The 15,993-nt window shown below is 65.1% G+C and carries 11 protein-coding genes; 6 read left to right on the plus strand and 5 right to left on the minus strand.

Going from position 1 to position 15,993, the window contains the following annotated elements; genetic code table 11:
• Positions 1-19: 19 nt before the first annotated feature.
• On the minus strand, positions 20-1,423 hold the full coding sequence (locus CTR55_RS16255; RefSeq protein ID WP_296287683.1) for an adenosylmethionine--8-amino-7-oxononanoate transaminase: 1,404 nt from the start codon (positions 1,421-1,423) through the stop codon (positions 20-22).
• Between the two features lie 190 nt (positions 1,424-1,613).
• Here CTR55_RS16255 and CTR55_RS16260 point away from each other — a divergent pair, with 190 nt between their 5' ends.
• The 3 genes from CTR55_RS16260 to CTR55_RS16270 all read left to right on the plus strand — a co-directional run bounded on the left by CTR55_RS16260 (position 1,614) and on the right by CTR55_RS16270 (position 4,427).
• Entirely contained in the window at positions 1,614-3,092 is a 1,479-nt protein-coding gene (locus CTR55_RS16260) for a flavin monoamine oxidase family protein (protein ID WP_296287685.1), read from the plus strand.
• 176 nt (positions 3,093-3,268) lie between these two features.
• Positions 3,269-3,823: a cytochrome b gene (locus tag CTR55_RS16265; RefSeq protein ID WP_296287686.1), complete on the plus strand. Its 555-nt coding sequence runs from the start codon at positions 3,269-3,271 to the stop codon at positions 3,821-3,823.
• Positions 3,824-3,851: 28 nt separating this feature from the next.
• Complete coding sequence (locus CTR55_RS16270) at positions 3,852-4,427, plus strand: YceI family protein (protein ID WP_296287687.1); 576 nt, start codon at positions 3,852-3,854, stop codon at positions 4,425-4,427.
• Between the two features lie 51 nt (positions 4,428-4,478).
• Here the strand turns inward: CTR55_RS16270 and CTR55_RS16275 are convergent, their stop codons facing one another.
• Complete coding sequence (locus CTR55_RS16275; RefSeq protein WP_296287999.1) at positions 4,479-4,913, minus strand: MarR family transcriptional regulator; 435 nt, start codon at positions 4,911-4,913, stop codon at positions 4,479-4,481.
• Between the two features lie 270 nt (positions 4,914-5,183).
• On the opposite strand from CTR55_RS16275, the gene mexA reads away from it, so the two are divergent.
• From mexA to CTR55_RS16290, 3 genes are read left to right on the plus strand one after another with little or no spacing between them, the layout of a single operon-like run.
• On the plus strand, positions 5,184-6,341 hold the full coding sequence (gene mexA / locus CTR55_RS16280; protein ID WP_296287689.1) for a multidrug efflux RND transporter periplasmic adaptor subunit MexA: 1,158 nt from the start codon (positions 5,184-5,186) through the stop codon (positions 6,339-6,341).
• Positions 6,342-6,356: 15 nt separating this feature from the next.
• On the plus strand, positions 6,357-9,497 hold the full coding sequence (locus CTR55_RS16285) for an efflux RND transporter permease subunit (RefSeq protein ID WP_296287690.1): 3,141 nt from the start codon (positions 6,357-6,359) through the stop codon (positions 9,495-9,497).
• 1 nt (position 9,498) lies between these two features.
• Positions 9,499-10,947: an AdeC/AdeK/OprM family multidrug efflux complex outer membrane factor gene (locus tag CTR55_RS16290; RefSeq protein WP_296287692.1), complete on the plus strand. Its 1,449-nt coding sequence runs from the start codon at positions 9,499-9,501 to the stop codon at positions 10,945-10,947.
• A 174-nt stretch (positions 10,948-11,121) separates the two neighbouring features.
• Here CTR55_RS16290 and CTR55_RS16295 read toward each other — a convergent pair whose 3' ends face one another.
• From CTR55_RS16295 to CTR55_RS16305, 3 genes are all read right to left on the minus strand, one after another.
• Positions 11,122-11,550, minus strand: a complete 429-nt coding sequence (locus tag CTR55_RS16295; protein WP_296287693.1) for a UPF0158 family protein — start codon at positions 11,548-11,550, stop codon at positions 11,122-11,124.
• Between the two features lie 100 nt (positions 11,551-11,650).
• Positions 11,651-13,597 (minus strand): methyl-accepting chemotaxis protein, encoded by a 1,947-nt coding sequence (locus tag CTR55_RS16300; RefSeq protein WP_296287694.1) that lies wholly within the window; start codon positions 13,595-13,597, stop codon positions 11,651-11,653.
• Between the two features lie 307 nt (positions 13,598-13,904).
• Complete coding sequence (locus CTR55_RS16305; RefSeq protein ID WP_296287695.1) at positions 13,905-15,818, minus strand: methyl-accepting chemotaxis protein; 1,914 nt, start codon at positions 15,816-15,818, stop codon at positions 13,905-13,907.
• Positions 15,819-15,993: the final 175 nt, after the last annotated feature.

Consider the following 15,993-nt stretch of genomic DNA (forward strand, 5'->3'; position numbering starts at 1 on the left):
GCCTGCCGCTTGTAGCCGATCAGCCCGGATCGCGATGCTCGGGGAAGCGTGCGCTGACCGCCACGCTCACACTGTCGCGGGTGGCAATGTCGATGCCTTCGCTGGCGACCTCGGCGAGGAAGTCGATCTGTTCGGGGGTGATGATGTACGGCGGCAGGAAGTACACCACGCTGCCCAGCGGTCGCAGCAGCGCGCCGCGTTCCAGGCCGTGCTGGAAGACCTTCAGGCCGCGGCGTTCCTGCCACGGGTAGGCGGTCTTGCTGGCCTTGTCCTGGACCATCTCGATGGCGAGGATCATGCCGGTCTGGCGGATTTCCGAGACGTGCGGGTGATCGGCCAGGTGCGCGGTGGCGCTGGCCATCCTGGCCGCCAGGGCCTTGTTGGCCTCGATGACGTTGTCCTGCTCGAAGATGTCCAGGGTGGCCAGGGCGGCGGCGCAGGCCAGCGGATTGCCGGTGTAGGTGTGCGAGTGGAGGAAGGCGCGCAGGGTGGCGTAGTCGTCATAGAACGCCTGGTAGACCGTGTCGGTGGTGAGCACCGCGCTCATCGCCAGGTAGCCGCCGGTCAGCGCCTTGGACAGCACGAGGAAGTCCGGGGTGATGCCGGCCTGTTCGCAGGCGAACATCGTGCCGGTGCGGCCGAAGCCGACCGCGATTTCGTCGTGGATCAGGTGCACGCCGTAGCGGTCGCAGGCTTCGCGTAGCAGCTTGAGGTAGATCGGGTGGTACATGCGCATGCCGCCGGCGCCCTGCACCAGCGGTTCGACGATGACCGCCGCGACGTCTTGATGGTGTTGCTCCAGCGCCTGCTCCATGGCGGCGAACATCGTCCGCGAGTGCACTTCCCAGCTCACGCCTTCGGGGCGCAGGTAGCAGTCGGGGGTCGGCACCTTGATGGTGTCCATCAGCAGCGACTTGTAGGTCTCGGTGAACAACGCCACGTCGCCCACCGACATCGCCGCCACGGTTTCGCCGTGGTAGCTGTTGGTCAGGGTGATGAAGCGCTTCTTCTCCGGCTGGCCGAGGTTGTGCCAGTAGTGGTAGCTCATCTTCAGCGCCACTTCGATGCCGGCCGAACCGCTGTCGGCGTAGAACACCCGGGAGAAGCCGGCCGGCGCCAGGCGCAGCAGGCGCTCGGACAGCTCGATCACCGGCTGGTGGCTGAAGCCGGCGAGGATCACGTGCTCCAGCTGGTCCACCTGGTCCTTGATGCGCTGGTTGATGCGCGGGTTGGCGTGGCCGAAGACGTTGACCCACCAGGAGCTGACCGCGTCCAGGTAGCGCTTGCCTTCGAAGTCCTCCAGCCAGATGCCCTCGCCGCGGCGGATCGGGATCACGGGCAGGCGCTCGTGGTCTTTCATCTGAGTGCAGGGGTGCCACAGCACCTCGAGATCGCGCTGCATCCACTCGGCGTTCAGGCCCATGGTCTGCTCCTTGAAATGATGGTTCGTCTGACGGTCGACTCACCTGGATCGGGCAAGCCTATTCAATGCTCCTGAGATGAACAAGGACACGTCCTACGACACATGCCGTAGGTAGCCGACCAAGACGGCTATTCGGCCTTCAGGCGCTCACGTATGCTTCGCGCCTTTGCACATCTTGGGATGCCTGGCGATGAAAATGGGATGGCTGCGCGCTGCCGCGCTGCTTGCTCTGGGGGCTTTCAGCGTAGTGGCGCTGGGCAAGGACAAACAACCGACGGCCATCGTGATCGGTGGCGGTCTCGCCGGCCTTTCCTCGGCCTACGAGCTGCAGCAGGCGGGCTGGCAGGTCACCCTGCTGGAAGCCAAGCCGCAGGTGGGTGGCCGTTCGGGCCTGGCCACCAGCGAGTGGATCGGCAACAACAAGGTGCAGCCGACTCTCAACGGCTACCTGAGCACCCTGAAGGTGAATTCGGTGCCGGCCCCGGACTTCGTCCGTACTCCGAGCTACCTGATCGACGGCGTTTACTACAGCAGCGCCGACCTGAAGGCCAAGATGCCCGCCGTTGCCGCCGACCTGGAGCGCTTCGAGAAATCCCTGGATGACCTCTCGGCGTCCATCGACGATCCGCTCAACCCGCTGGCAACCAAGACCACCCAGGCCCTGGACGCGCTGACTGTCGCACGCTGGCTGGACAAACTGAACCTTTCCCCTGTCGCGCGCCTGCTGGTCAACCAGCGCATCCGCTCGCGTTACGAGGAGCCCTCGCGCCTGTCGCTGCTGTACTTCGCCCAGCAGGGCCGCGTGTACCGCAATGTCGACGACCGCGACATGCGCGCCTCGCGCCTGCCCGGCGGCAGCCAGGTGCTGGCTCAGGCCTTCGCCAAGCAGGTCAAGACCATCAAGACCAACGCCAAGGTCACTGGCATCACCCAGGACAAGGACGGCGTGACCGTCAAGGTCGGCGCCACCGGCTATTCCGCCGACTACGTGGTGCTGAGCGTGCCGCTGGCGGCCGTCGGCAAGATCCCGATGACTCCGGGCCTGACCGCGCCGCAGCAGTCGTCGATCAGCAACATGCCCTATGCCTGGCGCGACCAGATCCTGATGAAGTTCAAGCAGCCGGTGTGGGACGACAAGTCGCGCCTGTCCGGGGAAATCTTCAGCGACCAGGGCCTGGGCATGATCTGGGTCGAGCCGGCAGCGAAAGGCGGCGCCAACGTGCTGATCAACCTCTCCGGCGACAACGCCCGCGTGATGCAGGCCTTCGGCGACCGCCAGGTGCTGGAGCAGGTGCTGATCCGCATGAACAAGTTCTACCCGAAGATGCGCGGTGCCTATTCCGGCTATGAAATGCGCCGCTACAGCACCGATGCGGGTATGAGCGGTTCCTACGTGACCTACGGCCCGGGCGACGTCACCAACTTCTGGCGCGTCTGGGAGCGTCCGGTGGGTCGCGTGGTGTTCGCCGGTGAGCACACCGATGCGCTGTACCCGGGCACCATCGAAGGCGCACTGCGCAGCGGCAAGCGCGCGGCGAGCCAGGTGCGCGACCTGCAATCGGGCAAGGCGCCGGTGCTGGAAACCAAGGCGGCTGTTCCTGCCGCCAGTGACAAGCCGGCCGATGCCAAGGGCGAGAAGAAGGGCATCATGTCCTGGCTGCCGTTCTGATCGAACCCGTTCTATCCACAATGCCGGCGAAAGCCGGCATTGTCGTTTCTGGCTCTGGGACGGGCGTTTCAGCGCGGGATCTATCTTGTCAGTCGATGTTTCAAAGCAGGTTTTTCTGCTTTTCTTCGATGGATTAACCGCTAGTCTTGAACTCCCATTTTCAAGGATCTCGATCGATGCAATGGCGTAATTCCCCCGCTCGCTATGGGCTGGTCAGCCTGTTCCTGCACTGGGGCAGCGCGCTGGTGGTGTTCGGGCTGTTCGGCCTGGGCTTGTGGATGCGCGAGTTGGACTACTACGACACCTGGTACCACCGCGCCCCGGAAATCCACAAAGGCATCGGCATTCTCCTGGCCATTGCGCTGATCGTGCGTGTGCTCTGGCGCTTCATCAGCCCGGCGCCGCCGGCTCCGGCCAACCACGGACAGATGACCCGCCTGGCCACCAAGCTCGGCCACCTGGCGCTGTACGCGCTGCTGTTCGGGGTGATCATCGCCGGCTACCTGATTTCCACCGCCGAGGGCAAACCCATCAGTGTGTTCGGCTGGTTCGATGTGCCGGCCACCCTGAGCGGCCTGACCGACCAGGCGGATATCGCCGGCGTGATCCACCTCTACCTGGCCTGGGCTCTGGTGGTACTGGCCGTGCTGCACGCCCTGGCGGCGTTCAAACACCATTTCCTCGACCGTGATGCGACCCTGGTACGCATGCTCGGTCGTGCCGCGAAATAACACCTCACCTCAAAGGGAGATTGCTTCAATGCTGAAGAAGACGTTCGCCGCTCTGGCGCTGGGTACCGCCCTGTTCTCCGCTGGCCAGGCCATGGCCGCGGACTACAAGATCGACAAGGAAGGCCAGCACGCCTTCATCGAGTTCCGCATCAAGCACCTGGGTTACAGCTGGCTGTACGGCCGTTTCGACGACTTCGACGGTGCCTTCACCTTCGACGAGAAGAACCCGTCCGCCGACAAGGTCAAGGTGACCATCAACACCAACAGCGTGAACTCCAACCACGCCGAGCGTGACAAGCACCTGCGCAGCCCGGACTTCCTCAACGTCGGCAAGAACCCGACCGCGACCTTCGAGTCCACCTCGGTGAAGGCCGATGGCAAGAACGCCGAGATCACCGGCAACCTGACCCTGAACGGCGTAACCAAGCCGGTCACCCTCAAGGCTGAACTGATCGGCCAGGGCGATGATCCGTGGGGCGGCTACCGTGCCGGCTTCCTCGGCACCACCACCCTCAAGCTGAAGGACTTCAACATCCAGCGCGACCTCGGCCCGGCTTCCCAGGAAGTCGAGCTGACCCTGTCGGTGGAAGGGGTGCGTCAGTAAGACGCAGGCATGCGAAGACGCCGGCGAATGCCGGCGTTTTCGTTTGTGGCGTCAGTCTGTGCGGCCCTGCAGGCACTGCTGCAGGAGCTGGGCGAGGGTACGCTGTTCGTCGTCGTCCAGCGGCGCGAACAGACTGTCATGGGTCCGTGCGAGGATGGCGTGGGTGCGCTCGTCGATGCGGCTCCCGGCCTCGGTGAGAAACAGCTGGAAGCTGCGCTGATCAACCGGGTTGCGCTCGCGGCGGACCAGGCCCAGGGTTTCCATCTCACGGATCTTGCGAGTCACCAGCGCCTTGTCGCGGCACATCTTGCGGCCCAGGCTCTGCAGGCTCTGGCCAGCATCGGCGCCGATCAGTTCGAGCAGGCGGATGTCCGGCGGGGTAAGGTCGATGCCCTCGGCGCACAGTTCGTCCTGGAGGCTCTCGCGCAAGTGATCGAGGACCTTCATCAGGGTCTGTGGCAGGTCGGGATTCACGCTGTGGGTCATCGGTTCGGTCACGGTAAACCTTGTGTAAATCAGGTTGATCAGCTCAACCATTTTTTCGTATTTTAGTTGATGTTATCAACTTTGTTCGCCGCCGCGACTGCCTTGCGGAAAACCTACTGCGATATCAGCCATTGGCTAAAACGTTTCAGCAGGTTTCCCTCAGGGCTTTCGGACGTTTACAAACACAGCTGAATGTAAGTATTTTTGCCAGCTTTTCCGGACCGGCAAGCCCACCGCCAAACCGGACGCTTTGCTCACGAGGACAACGATATGCAACGAAAGCCAGCCATGCGCGCCCTGGTCCCGGCCCTGCTCGTCGCCATGGCCACTCTTGCCGGCTGCGACAAGACCCAGGCCCCGCAGGAGAAGCAGATCCCCGAGGTCGGGGTGGTGACCCTGCAGTCGCAGGAGGTGACCCTGAGCACCGAGCTGCCGGGCCGCACCACCGCGTATCGCATCGCCGAAGTTCGCCCGCAGGTGAACGGCATCATCCTCAAGCGCCTGTTCAAGGAAGGCAGCGACGTCAAGGAAGGCCAGCAGCTGTACCAGATCGACCCGGCCACCTATGACGCGACCCTGCAGAGTGCCCAGGCCAACCTGATGTCCACCCAGCAGCAGGCCGAACGCTACAAGGAGCTGGTGAAGGACGAGGCGGTGAGCAAGCAGCAATACGCCGACGCCCAGGCCGCCTACTTGCAGGCCAAGGCCACCGTGGACAGCGCCAAGATCAACGTGCGCTACACCAAGGTCTACTCGCCCATCTCCGGCCGCATCGGGCGCTCCTCGGTTACCGAAGGCGCGCTGGTGCAGAACGGCCAGGCCGACGCACTGGCCACCGTGCAGCAGCTGGACCCGATCTATGTCGACGTTACCCAGTCCTCCACTTCGCTGATCCGCCTGCGCCGCGAGCTGGCCGCCGGGCAGCTGGAGAAGGCCGGTGACAACGCCGCCAAGGTCAAGCTGTACCTGGAAGACGGCTCCGAATACCCCGTCGAGGGCAAGCTGGAGTTCTCCGAAGTCTCGGTCGACCAGGGCACCGGCTCGGTGACCGTGCGCGCCATCTTCCCCAACCCGAACAAGGAACTGCTACCGGGCATGTTCGTCCATGCGCAGCTGCAGGAAGGCATCAAGAAGCAGGCCATCCTGGCGCCGCAACAGGGCGTCACCCGCGATTTCCGTGGCATGGCGACCGCGCTGGTGCTCAACGGCGAAGACAAGGTCGAGCTGCGCACTATCAAGGCCGAGCGCACCGTCGGCGCCTATTGGCTGGTCAGCGATGGCCTGAAGCCCGGCGATCGCCTGATCACCGAGGGCCTGCAGTACGTCCAGCCGGGCGCGCAGGCCAAGGCCGTACCCGCGAAGAACGTGGCGCCCACCGCCGGTGCCGCCGACAAGCCCGCCGCCGCTCAACCGGCCAAGCAGGGTTAATCAAGGGGATTCGTCATGTCGAAGTTTTTCATTGACCGGCCCATCTTTGCCTGGGTGATCGCTCTGGTGATCATGCTGGCGGGCGGTCTGTCGATCCTCAAGCTGCCGGTGAACCAGTACCCGGCCATCGCGCCGCCGGCCATCGCCATCCAGGTTGCCTATCCGGGCGCTTCCGCCGAAACGGTGCAGGACACCGTGGTGCAGGTGATCGAGCAGCAGATGAACGGTCTCGACCATCTGCGCTACATCTCCTCGGAGTCCAACTCCGACGGCAGCATGACCATCACCGTGACCTTCGACCAGGGCACCAGCCCTGACATCGCCCAGGTCCAGGTGCAGAACAAGCTGCAGCTGGCCACGCCGCTCCTGCCGCAGGAAGTGCAGCAGCAGGGCATCCGCGTGACCAAGGCGGTGAAGAACTTCCTGATGGTGGTCGGCGTCGTCTCCACCGACGGCAGCATGACCAAGGAAGACCTGTCGAACTACATCGTCTCCAACATGCAGGACCCGCTGTCGCGGACCGCCGGTGTGGGTGACTTCCAGGTGTTCGGTTCGCAGTACGCCATGCGCATCTGGCTGGACCCGGCGAAGCTCAACAGCTTCCAGATGACTCCTGGCGACGTGAAGACGGCGATCCAGGCGCAGAACGTGCAGATCTCCTCCGGCCAGCTGGGCGGCCTGCCTGCGGTCAAGGGCCAGCAGCTCAACGCCACCATCATCGGCAAGACCCGCCTGCAGAGCGCCGAGCAGTTCAAGAACATCCTCCTCAAGGTCAACGCCGACGGCTCCCAGGTTCGCCTGAAGGATGTCGCCGATGTGGCCCTGGGCGGCCAGGACTACAGCATCAACGCCCAGTTCAACGGCAAGCCGGCCTCGGGTATCGCGATCAAGCTGGCCACCGGCGCCAACGCGCTGGATACCGCCAAGTCGATCCGCGCCACCTTGGGCAGCCTGGAGCCGTTCTTCCCGCAGGGCATGAAGATCGTCTACCCGTACGACACCACCCCGGTGGTTTCTGCCTCGATCCATGAGGTGGTGAAGACCCTGGGCGAAGCGATCCTGCTGGTGTTCCTGGTGATGTACCTGTTCCTGCAGAACTTCCGCGCCACGCTGATCCCGACGATCGCCGTGCCGGTGGTGCTGCTGGGCACCTTCGGCGTGCTCGCCGCCTTCGGCTTCTCGATCAACACCCTGACCATGTTCGGCATGGTGCTGGCGATCGGCCTGTTGGTGGACGATGCCATCGTGGTGGTGGAAAACGTCGAGCGGGTGATGGCCGAGGAAGGCCTGTCTCCCCGCGAGGCGGCGCGCAAGTCCATGGACCAGATCCAGGGCGCGCTGGTGGGTATTGCCCTGGTGCTCTCGGCGGTATTCCTGCCGATGGCGTTCTTCGGCGGCTCCACCGGGGTGATCTACCGGCAGTTCTCCATCACCATCGTCTCGGCCATGGCCCTGTCGGTGCTGGTGGCATTGGTGCTGACCCCGGCGCTCTGCGCCACCATGCTCAAACCCATCGAGAAGGGTGACCACGGCGAGCACAAGCGCGGCTTCTTCGGCTGGTTCAACCGCGCCTTCCTCTCCACCACCCAAGGCTACGAGCGCGGCGTCACCTCCATCCTCAAGCACCGTATGCCGTACCTGCTGATGTATGTGCTGATCCTCGGCGGCATGATCTATCTGTTCACCCGTATCCCCACCGCGTTCCTCCCCGACGAGGACCAGGGCGTGCTGTTTGCCCAGGTGCAGACCCCGGCCGGTTCTTCCGCCGAGCGCACTCAGGTGGTGGTGGACTCCATGCGCGAATACCTGCTGGAGCAGGAAAGCAGCACAGTGGCCTCGGTGTTCACCGTGACCGGCTTCAACTTTGCCGGTCGTGGTCAGAGCTCGGGCATGGCGTTCATCATGCTCAAGCCCTGGGAAGAGCGTCCGGGCGCGGAGAACAGCGTGTTCGCGCTGGCACAGCGCGCCCAGCAGCACTTCTTCAGCTTCAAGGATGCGATGGTGTTCGCCTTCGCCCCGCCGGCGGTACTCGAACTGGGTAACGCCGTGGGCTTCGACATCTTCCTCCAGGACCAGGCCGGCGTCGGCCACGAAGTGCTGATGCAGGCGCGCAACCAGTTCCTCGGCCTGGCCGCGCAGAACCCGGTGCTGCAGCGCGTGCGCCCCAACGGCCTGAACGACGAGCCGCAATACAAGTTGTTGATCGACGACGAGAAGGCCAGTGCGCTGGGCGTTTCGCTGGCGGACATCAACAGCACTCTGTCGATTGCCTGGGGTTCGAACTACGTCAACGACTTCATCGACCGTGGTCGGGTGAAGAAGGTCTACCTGCAAGGCCGGCCGAATGCGCGGATGAGCCCGGAAGACCTGGACAAGTGGTACGTGCGCAACAGCTCCGGCGAGATGGTACCGTTCAGCGCCTTCGCCACCGGCGAGTGGAGCTACGGCTCGCCGAAACTGGCGCGCTACAACGGTGTGCCGGCCATGGAAGTCCTCGGTGAACCGGCCCCGGGGCGCTCCACCGGTGATGCCATGGCGGCGGTCGAGGACATCGTCAAGCAACTGCCCAAGGGTGTTGGCTATGCCTGGACGGGTCTGTCCTACGAGGAACGTCTGTCAGGGTCGCAGGCCCCCGCGCTCTACGCCCTGTCGCTGATCGTGGTGTTCCTCTGCCTGGCAGCGTTGTACGAGAGCTGGTCGATCCCGTTCTCGGTGATGCTGGTGGTGCCCCTGGGCGTCATCGGTGCGCTGTTGGCGACTTCCATGCGCGGGTTGTCCAACGACGTGTTCTTCCAGGTGGGCCTGTTGACGACCATCGGCCTGTCAGCGAAGAACGCGATCCTCATCGTCGAGTTCGCCAAGGAACTGCACGAGCAGGGCAAGGGCATCGTCGAGGCGGCCATCGAGGCCTGCCGGATGCGTCTGCGCCCGATTGTCATGACCTCCCTGGCCTTCGTCCTCGGCGTGCTGCCGCTGGCGATTTCCACTGGCGCAGGTTCGGGCAGCCAGCACGCGATCGGTACCGGCGTGATCGGCGGCATGATCACGGCCACGGTCCTGGCGATCTTCTGGGTGCCGTTGTTCTATGTGGTGGTCAGTACCCTGTTCAAGGACTCCGCGTCCAAGGAACAGGAAACCACCGAGAAGGGGCATTGATATGAGAAAGTCCTTCCTGTCCCTCGCTATCACGGCAGCCGTGTTGTCCGGCTGCTCGCTGATTCCCGACTACGAGCGCCCCGAGGCGCCCGTGGCTGCGGCCTATCCGCAGGGCAATGCCTACGATGCGGCGCAGCCGGCCACCGCCGGCGCCGACATCGGCTGGCGCGAGTTCTTCAAGGACCCGCAACTGCAGCGACTGGTCGAAGTGTCGCTGGAAAACAACCGTGACCTGCGCGTTGCCGCGCTGAACATCGAAGCCTACCGGGCGCAGTACCGCATCCAGCGGGCCGACCTGTTCCCGGCGGTGGACGCCGGCATCACTGGCTCGCGCCAGCGCCTGCCAGCCGACCTGTCGAGCACCGGCGACTCGATGATCAGCAGCCAGTACGGTGCGACGCTGGGCGTCACGTCCTGGGAGCTGGACCTGTTCGGCCGCCTGCGCGCCCTGCGTGACCAGGCGCTGGAAACCTACTTCGCCAGCGAAGAGGCCCGCCGCAGCACCCAGACCAGCCTGGTGGCCAACGTTGCCAATGCCTACCTGACGCTGCGCGCCGACCAGGCTCAGCTGGAGCTGACCCGCAATACCCTGGCCGCTTACCAGAAGAGCTACGACCTGACCAAGCGTAGCTACGAAGTTGGCGTCGCTTCCGCCCTGGACCTGCGCCAATCGCAGACCCAGGTGGAAAGTGCGCGGGCCACCCTGGCCCAGTACACCCGACTCGTCGCACAAGACCAGAATGCGCTGGTGCTGCTGCTGGGTTCCGGCCTGCCGGGCGACCTGCCCCAGGGCCGCCAGTTGTCCGACGAATTGCTGGCGACCGTGCCCTCCGGCCTGCCCTCCGACCTGCTGCAACGCCGCCCGGACATCCTCCAGGCGGAGCACCAGCTCAAGGCGGCCAACGCCAACATCGGCGCGGCGCGCGCGGCGTTCTTCCCGAACATCAGCCTGACCGCCAACGCCGGCAGCCTCAGCCCGGACCTCTCCGGCCTGTTCGATGGCGGTTCCGGCAGCTGGCTGTTCCAGCCTTCGATCACCTTGCCGATCTTCAACGCCGGCAGCCTGCAGGCGAGCCTGGACCTGGCCAGGGTGCAGAAGGACATCAACGTGGCGCAGTACGAGAAAGCCATCCAGACGGCCTTCTCCGAGGTCGCCGATGGGCTCGCCGCGCGCGGTACCTTCAACGAGCAACTGCAGGCGCAACGTTCGCTGGTGGACGCCACCAGCGAGTACTACCGCCTGGCCGACAAGCGCTACCGCACCGGTGTGGATAACTACCTCACCGTGCTCGACGCGCAGCGCTCGCTGTTCAGTGCCCAGCAGCAGCTGATCACCGACCGCCTCAACCAGCTGATCAGCGAGGTCAACCTGTACAAGGCCCTCGGCGGCGGCTGGCAGGCGAGCGCAGCAGAAGCCAAGCCGATCTCCAGCGAGGCGCCGAAAGGCTGATCTTCACTGGCTGGAAACAACAACGCCGCCCGAAGGGCGGCGTTGTTGTTTGTGTTGTGTTGGCAACAATGTAGGGCAGTGTCTGGGACGGTTCGCGAGCAAGCTCGCTCCTACAGATGTCCGACTCGCTCGGTGTGTTCCTTGTAGGAGCGAGCTTGCTCGCGAACCCACGGACTAAAGCATCGCACTACGCCCCGCCGGCTGGATCTGGTTATCCGCCAGCCAGTCCAGCGCGCACTCGCGCAGGCGCTCACCCTGATAGACGTACCAGGCCTGCAGCAGCTCCGGATACCCCATCAGCACATGGCGGAAGGCCTTGAACGGCTTGCGCCCCTCGATGGCGTTGGCCAGGGCGGAATAGGCGTGGGGTTCGGGCACTTCGCGCAGGAAGTCGCGCATCAGCTCCAGCGACTGGCCGCTGCTCAGCGGCTCGATGGGCAGCAGGCGCTCCGGCTCGCGGTGCAGCAGTTCTGCCAGTTCGGGGTCGGGGTCTTCTTCGGCAATCAGCAGCACCTGGCCGCTGAACAGGTCGAGGTAGTGATCGATACCCTGGGTGTCGAGTGCGAAGGCCAGTTCGTCGAGGTCGATGGTCAGTGGGCGCATGGTCACTTTCCCTAGAGGGCGAGCCACCGATCCTACGCCATGCGCATGACAACTGTCCTGCCGATACCGGTCGGCGCGGGCGCGCCGACCGGTCCTCGGATCACAGGCGGAAGCGGCCCACCTGCTGCTGCAGCTCGTTGCCCAGGCGCGCCAGCTCGGTGCTGGAACTGGCGGTCTGTTCGCTGGCGGCGGCGGACTGGTCGGCGATCTCGCGCACCTGCACCACGCTGCGGTTGATCTCCTCGGCGACGCTGCTCTGCTCCTCGGCGGCCGAGGCGATCTGCAGGTTCATGCCCTGGATGTCGGCCACGGTACGGGCGATCACCCCCAGCGCCTCGCCGGCGCGGCGGGTCAGCTGCACCGAGCTGCCGGTCAGGCGACGGCTGTCGTCCATGCGCGTCACCGCTTCCTGGGCGCCGCGCTGCAGGCCGGCGATCAGGCCCTCGATCTCGGCGGTGGACTGCTGGGTGCGCTGGGCCAGGCCACGCACCTCGTCGGCGACCACGGCGAAACCGCGCCCGGCCTCGCCCGCGCGGGCGGCCTCGATGGCGGCGTTGAGCGCCAGCAGGTTGGTCTGCTCGGCCACCGACTTGATCACGTCGAGCACGCTACCGATTTTCTCGCTCTCCTTGTGCAGCAGCTCCATGGCCTCGGCGGAGCGATCCACCTCGGTGGCCAGGCGGTCGATCTGGTTCACCGCATCCTGCACCACCTGGTCGCCCTCGCGGGCCTGCTGGTCGGCCTGCTGGGCGGCAGCGGAGGCCTGCTCGGCATTGCGCGCGACTTCCTGCACGGTGGCGGCCATTTCATGGATGGCGCTGGCGACCTGCTCGGTCTCCACGCGCTGGCTGTTGACCCCGGCGCGGGTCTGCTCGGTGACGGCGGAGAGCTCGTCGGCAGCCGTGGCCAACTGATTGACGCTGCCGCCTATGTGGCTGAGCAACTGCGCCAGGCTTTCGCGCATGCGCATCATCACGCGCTGCAACTGGCCCAGCTCGTCGCTGCGCTGCAAGTTGAGGTCACGCGACAACCCTTGGGACAGGTCGCCCCTGGCGATACGCTCGGCCAGCTCCAGCGCCTCGTGCAGCGGGCGGACGATCTGACGGTTGATGGCCCATCCGGAAAGGAAGCCGAAGGCCAGGGCCAGCACGGCGATGAGGATCTGCCGGGTCTTGGCGGCAGCGGTCTCTGCCTCGTTGCGTGCCAGGGTGTCATCGTAAAGGCGAGTGGCGGCCGCAAGCAGCGCTTCACTGGCGCCGTTCAGGCCCTTGCGTGCCTGCTGGGTGGCGTTGACGCCGTCGCGGAAGTGCTCGATGCCGCTACGGTAGTTCTGCAGATCCTTGAGCGCGCTGCTCAGTCCGTCGGCTGCAATCCCAGGCAATTGGTTCTGCAGTGCGCTGCCGGTATCACGCAGCTTGTCGAAGGCGGCGAAGGCAGTCTGCTCGGCGCTGGCGGATTGTTCGAAGACATAACCGCGCACCTGATAGCGCACCACCAGCAATTGCTGGTGCAACTGGCCGACGGCCTGGGCGCTGTGCAGCAACGGGGCGTCGCCAGGCTGCTCGGCGAGCAGGTCGAAGAGCTGCTTATCCAGCGCCTCGAAGGCCTGCAGGGCACTCTGCGCGCTGCCCACCAGGGTGCTGCGGGCCTGGGTGCGCTGGTCCACCGCGCGGGTGAGGGCGGCAAAGGCTGCGCGGTATTCGCTGACGGCCTGGCGTGCCGCGTTCAGTTGGGCGGCATCGATATCGCTGCCTTTGAGGCGCTGCTCGATCAGCTCGAGCATCCTGCTGCTGTGCTGTTCGACGCGCTCGGCCTGGCTGCGGTCGCCGCCCAGCTCGAACTGCAGTCGGGCCAGGTTGGCCTGCTGGCTGAGGCCGTTGAGCTCGGTGATGGCCGCCATCTGCTCGCCGCGCCTGGCCTGGCTCTCCAGGCTGTTCAGGCCACTGAGCAGCACCAGCAGTGTGAGGAAGAGGAGGATGCCGAAGCCCACCACCAGCTTCAGGCTGACGTTCAGGCGTCCCAGCTGTACTACTAACCAATCGTACATGTCGAATACTCCAGGCAGGCGTCGCCGCGGGATCGACGGCCCGTGGCTGGCAACAGCGAAAGGTGCAGAGGCGAGGCGGAATTGTCGGGACGCATCTTCGTGCGTCAGAGGCTATCGGCCGCGAAAAGCGAAACTGAAGCCGCGAATTTGTCGCGATGTTTCCGGCGCGCGGGCTCTTGTAGGAGCGAGCTTGCTCGCGAACAGGCCCCGCAGCAGAATCGGTTCGCGAGCAAGCTCGCTCCTACAGGTCCGTGTGAGGGCAAAGAAAAGGCCCGCATTGCGCGGGCCTTGTTCCTTGCAGGGTGGCTCAAACGCGGAAGCGGCTGACCAGCACCTGCAGCTCGTTGCCCAGGCGCGCCAGCTCCACGCTGGAGGCGGCGGTTTCCTCGCTGGCGGCAGCGGTCTGTTCGGAGATGTCACGGACGTTCATGACGCTGCGGTTGATCTCCTCGGCCACGGCGCTCTGCTGCTCGGAAGCGGCGGCGATCTGCTGGTTCATCGACTGGATGGTCGACACCGTGCGGGTAATGGCGCCCAGGCGCTCGCCGGCGCGGCGGGTCAGGTCGACGGTGCTGACGGTCAGGTCGCGGCTGGTTTCCATCATCTGCACGGCTTGCTGGGTGCCGCTTTGCAGGCCGGCGATCAGTTCCTCGATCTCCTCGGTGGAGGACTGCGTGCGCTGCGCCAGGCCGCGCACCTCGTCGGCGACCACGGCGAAACCGCGCCCGGCATCGCCCGCGCGGGCCGCTTCGATGGCGGCGTTGAGAGCCAGCAGGTTGGTCTGCTCGGCCACGGCCTTGATCACGTCCAGCACGCTGCCGATCTTCTCGCTTTCGCGCTTGAGCTTGAGCACCGACTCGTTAGTGCGGCCGACTTCGCCAGCCAGGCGGTCCATCTGGCCGACGGCTTCATTCACCGCCCCTTCGCCTTCACGGGCTTCGCGGTCGGCGGCGGAGGCAGCCTCGGAGGCTTCCTCGGCGTTGCGCGCGACTTCCTGCACGGTGGCGGCCATCTCGTTCATGGCGGTGGCGACCTGGTCGGTCTCGGTCTTCTGGTTGTTCACCCCGGCGCTGGTCTGCTCGGTCACTGCGGACAGCTCTTCTGCGGCGCTGGCGATCTGCGTCACGCCATCATGGATGCGGCTGATCAGCTCGCGCAGGGACAAGTTCATGCGTTGCATGCTCTTTTGCAGCTGGCCCAGCTCGTCGTGGCGATTGGTCGGGATGTCGCGGCTGAGGTCGCCGTCGGCAATGCGCTCGGCATGGCCCAGCACGTCGCGCAGCGGATTGACGATCTGCCCGGTGATGATCCAGGCGGCAATGCTACCCAGTACCAGGGCGATCAGCGCGGCCAGGCCCAAGAGGGATTTGGCCTGGGCGACGCCAGCGTCGCGCTTGGCGGTCTGGGTGGTCGTCAGCTCGTTGCTCAGCTTCTCGATCTGCTGGCCAGCGTCGCGCATACGGTCGCGGGCGGCCTGGCTGTCGTTGACTTCGTTGCGGTAGGCGGTCAGCGCGTTACGGTAGCTTTCCAGTGCGTCGAGGGTGCTGCGGAACTCGCCGTTGAGTTCGGCGGGCGAGCTGCTCATATCGCTCTGCACGGCCTGAATGACTTTCTGCATGGCCTCCAGAGCACCCTGTTCGAGGTTCTGCGCGTCGGTGCTGGTGTAGGCCATGACCTGCAGGCGTGCCTGCATCACCTGGCGACCCAGGTTGGCGAGGTCCTGCAGGTGTTGCAGGTTCTCCGGGCTGCCGCCGCTGACCAGCTTCTTCTCGGCCTTCTCCAGGCCTTCGCTGACGGCGCCAGCGGAGCGGATCAGGGTCTGCTTGGCGGCATCGCGAAGTTCGAAGGACTTCAGCAACTGGGCGTAAAGGCGGCGGTATTCCACGCTCAGCTCATGCTGCTGGTCGATGACGCGACGGTCCTCGGGCTCGGTGAAGCGCTCGTTCAACGAACGGTGGCGCGCGTCGAGCTTGTCCAGCGTATCGACCACCGCCTTGGCGTCTTCCGGTGCGCGGGTGGACTGGAATTTCAGGCGGGCGATGCGCAGGTCCTTGGCGATCGCGATCAGCTCGGAAATCTCGCCGAGCTTGTCGCCACGGCTGATCACGTTGCCCAGGTTGATCCAGCCGGTGAGGGCGATCAACAGGGTGAGCAGCAGCACCAGGCCGAAGCCGGAGGCGAGTTTGAGTTTGACAGTCAGGTTGTTGAACCAGCGAAACATGAGGGGCGCTCCAGCGATGAACAGGGCCGGTACGCAGGGCTGAGCAGGAAATGCGCAGAGTGGGGACGACCGGTAGTGCCGATATCGGCGTTTCTGCCCGGAACTAGAGTGGTGGCACTTTGTTTTTTTGACCGGTGGTTCACGCTGGAGGCCGCGTGGTTACTGGCCTGTAGTC

The sequence above is a fragment of the Pseudomonas sp. genome (assembly GCF_002796985.1).
In the GTDB taxonomy this organism is placed as follows: Bacteria; Pseudomonadota; Gammaproteobacteria; order Pseudomonadales; family Pseudomonadaceae; genus Pseudomonas.

Bases quoted from the DNA above. Each gene is read 5' to 3' on its own strand.
- CTR55_RS16255 (WP_296287683.1), bottom strand. From the start codon at position 1,423: ATGGGCCTGAACGCCGAGTGGATGCAGCGCGATCTCGAGGTGCTGTGG.
- CTR55_RS16260 (WP_296287685.1), top strand. From the start codon at position 1,614: ATGAAAATGGGATGGCTGCGCGCTGCCGCGCTGCTTGCTCTGGGGGCT.
- CTR55_RS16265 (WP_296287686.1), top strand. From the start codon at position 3,269: ATGCAATGGCGTAATTCCCCCGCTCGCTATGGGCTGGTCAGCCTGTTC.
- CTR55_RS16270 (WP_296287687.1), top strand. From the start codon at position 3,852: ATGCTGAAGAAGACGTTCGCCGCTCTGGCGCTGGGTACCGCCCTGTTC.
- CTR55_RS16275 (WP_296287999.1), bottom strand. From the start codon at position 4,913: ATGACCCACAGCGTGAATCCCGACCTGCCACAGACCCTGATGAAGGTC.
- mexA (WP_296287689.1), top strand. From the start codon at position 5,184: ATGCAACGAAAGCCAGCCATGCGCGCCCTGGTCCCGGCCCTGCTCGTC.
- CTR55_RS16285 (WP_296287690.1), top strand. From the start codon at position 6,357: ATGTCGAAGTTTTTCATTGACCGGCCCATCTTTGCCTGGGTGATCGCT.
- CTR55_RS16290 (WP_296287692.1), top strand. From the start codon at position 9,499: ATGAGAAAGTCCTTCCTGTCCCTCGCTATCACGGCAGCCGTGTTGTCC.
- CTR55_RS16295 (WP_296287693.1), bottom strand. From the start codon at position 11,550: ATGCGCCCACTGACCATCGACCTCGACGAACTGGCCTTCGCACTCGAC.
- CTR55_RS16300 (WP_296287694.1), bottom strand. From the start codon at position 13,597: ATGTACGATTGGTTAGTAGTACAGCTGGGACGCCTGAACGTCAGCCTG.
- CTR55_RS16305 (WP_296287695.1), bottom strand. From the start codon at position 15,818: ATGTTTCGCTGGTTCAACAACCTGACTGTCAAACTCAAACTCGCCTCC.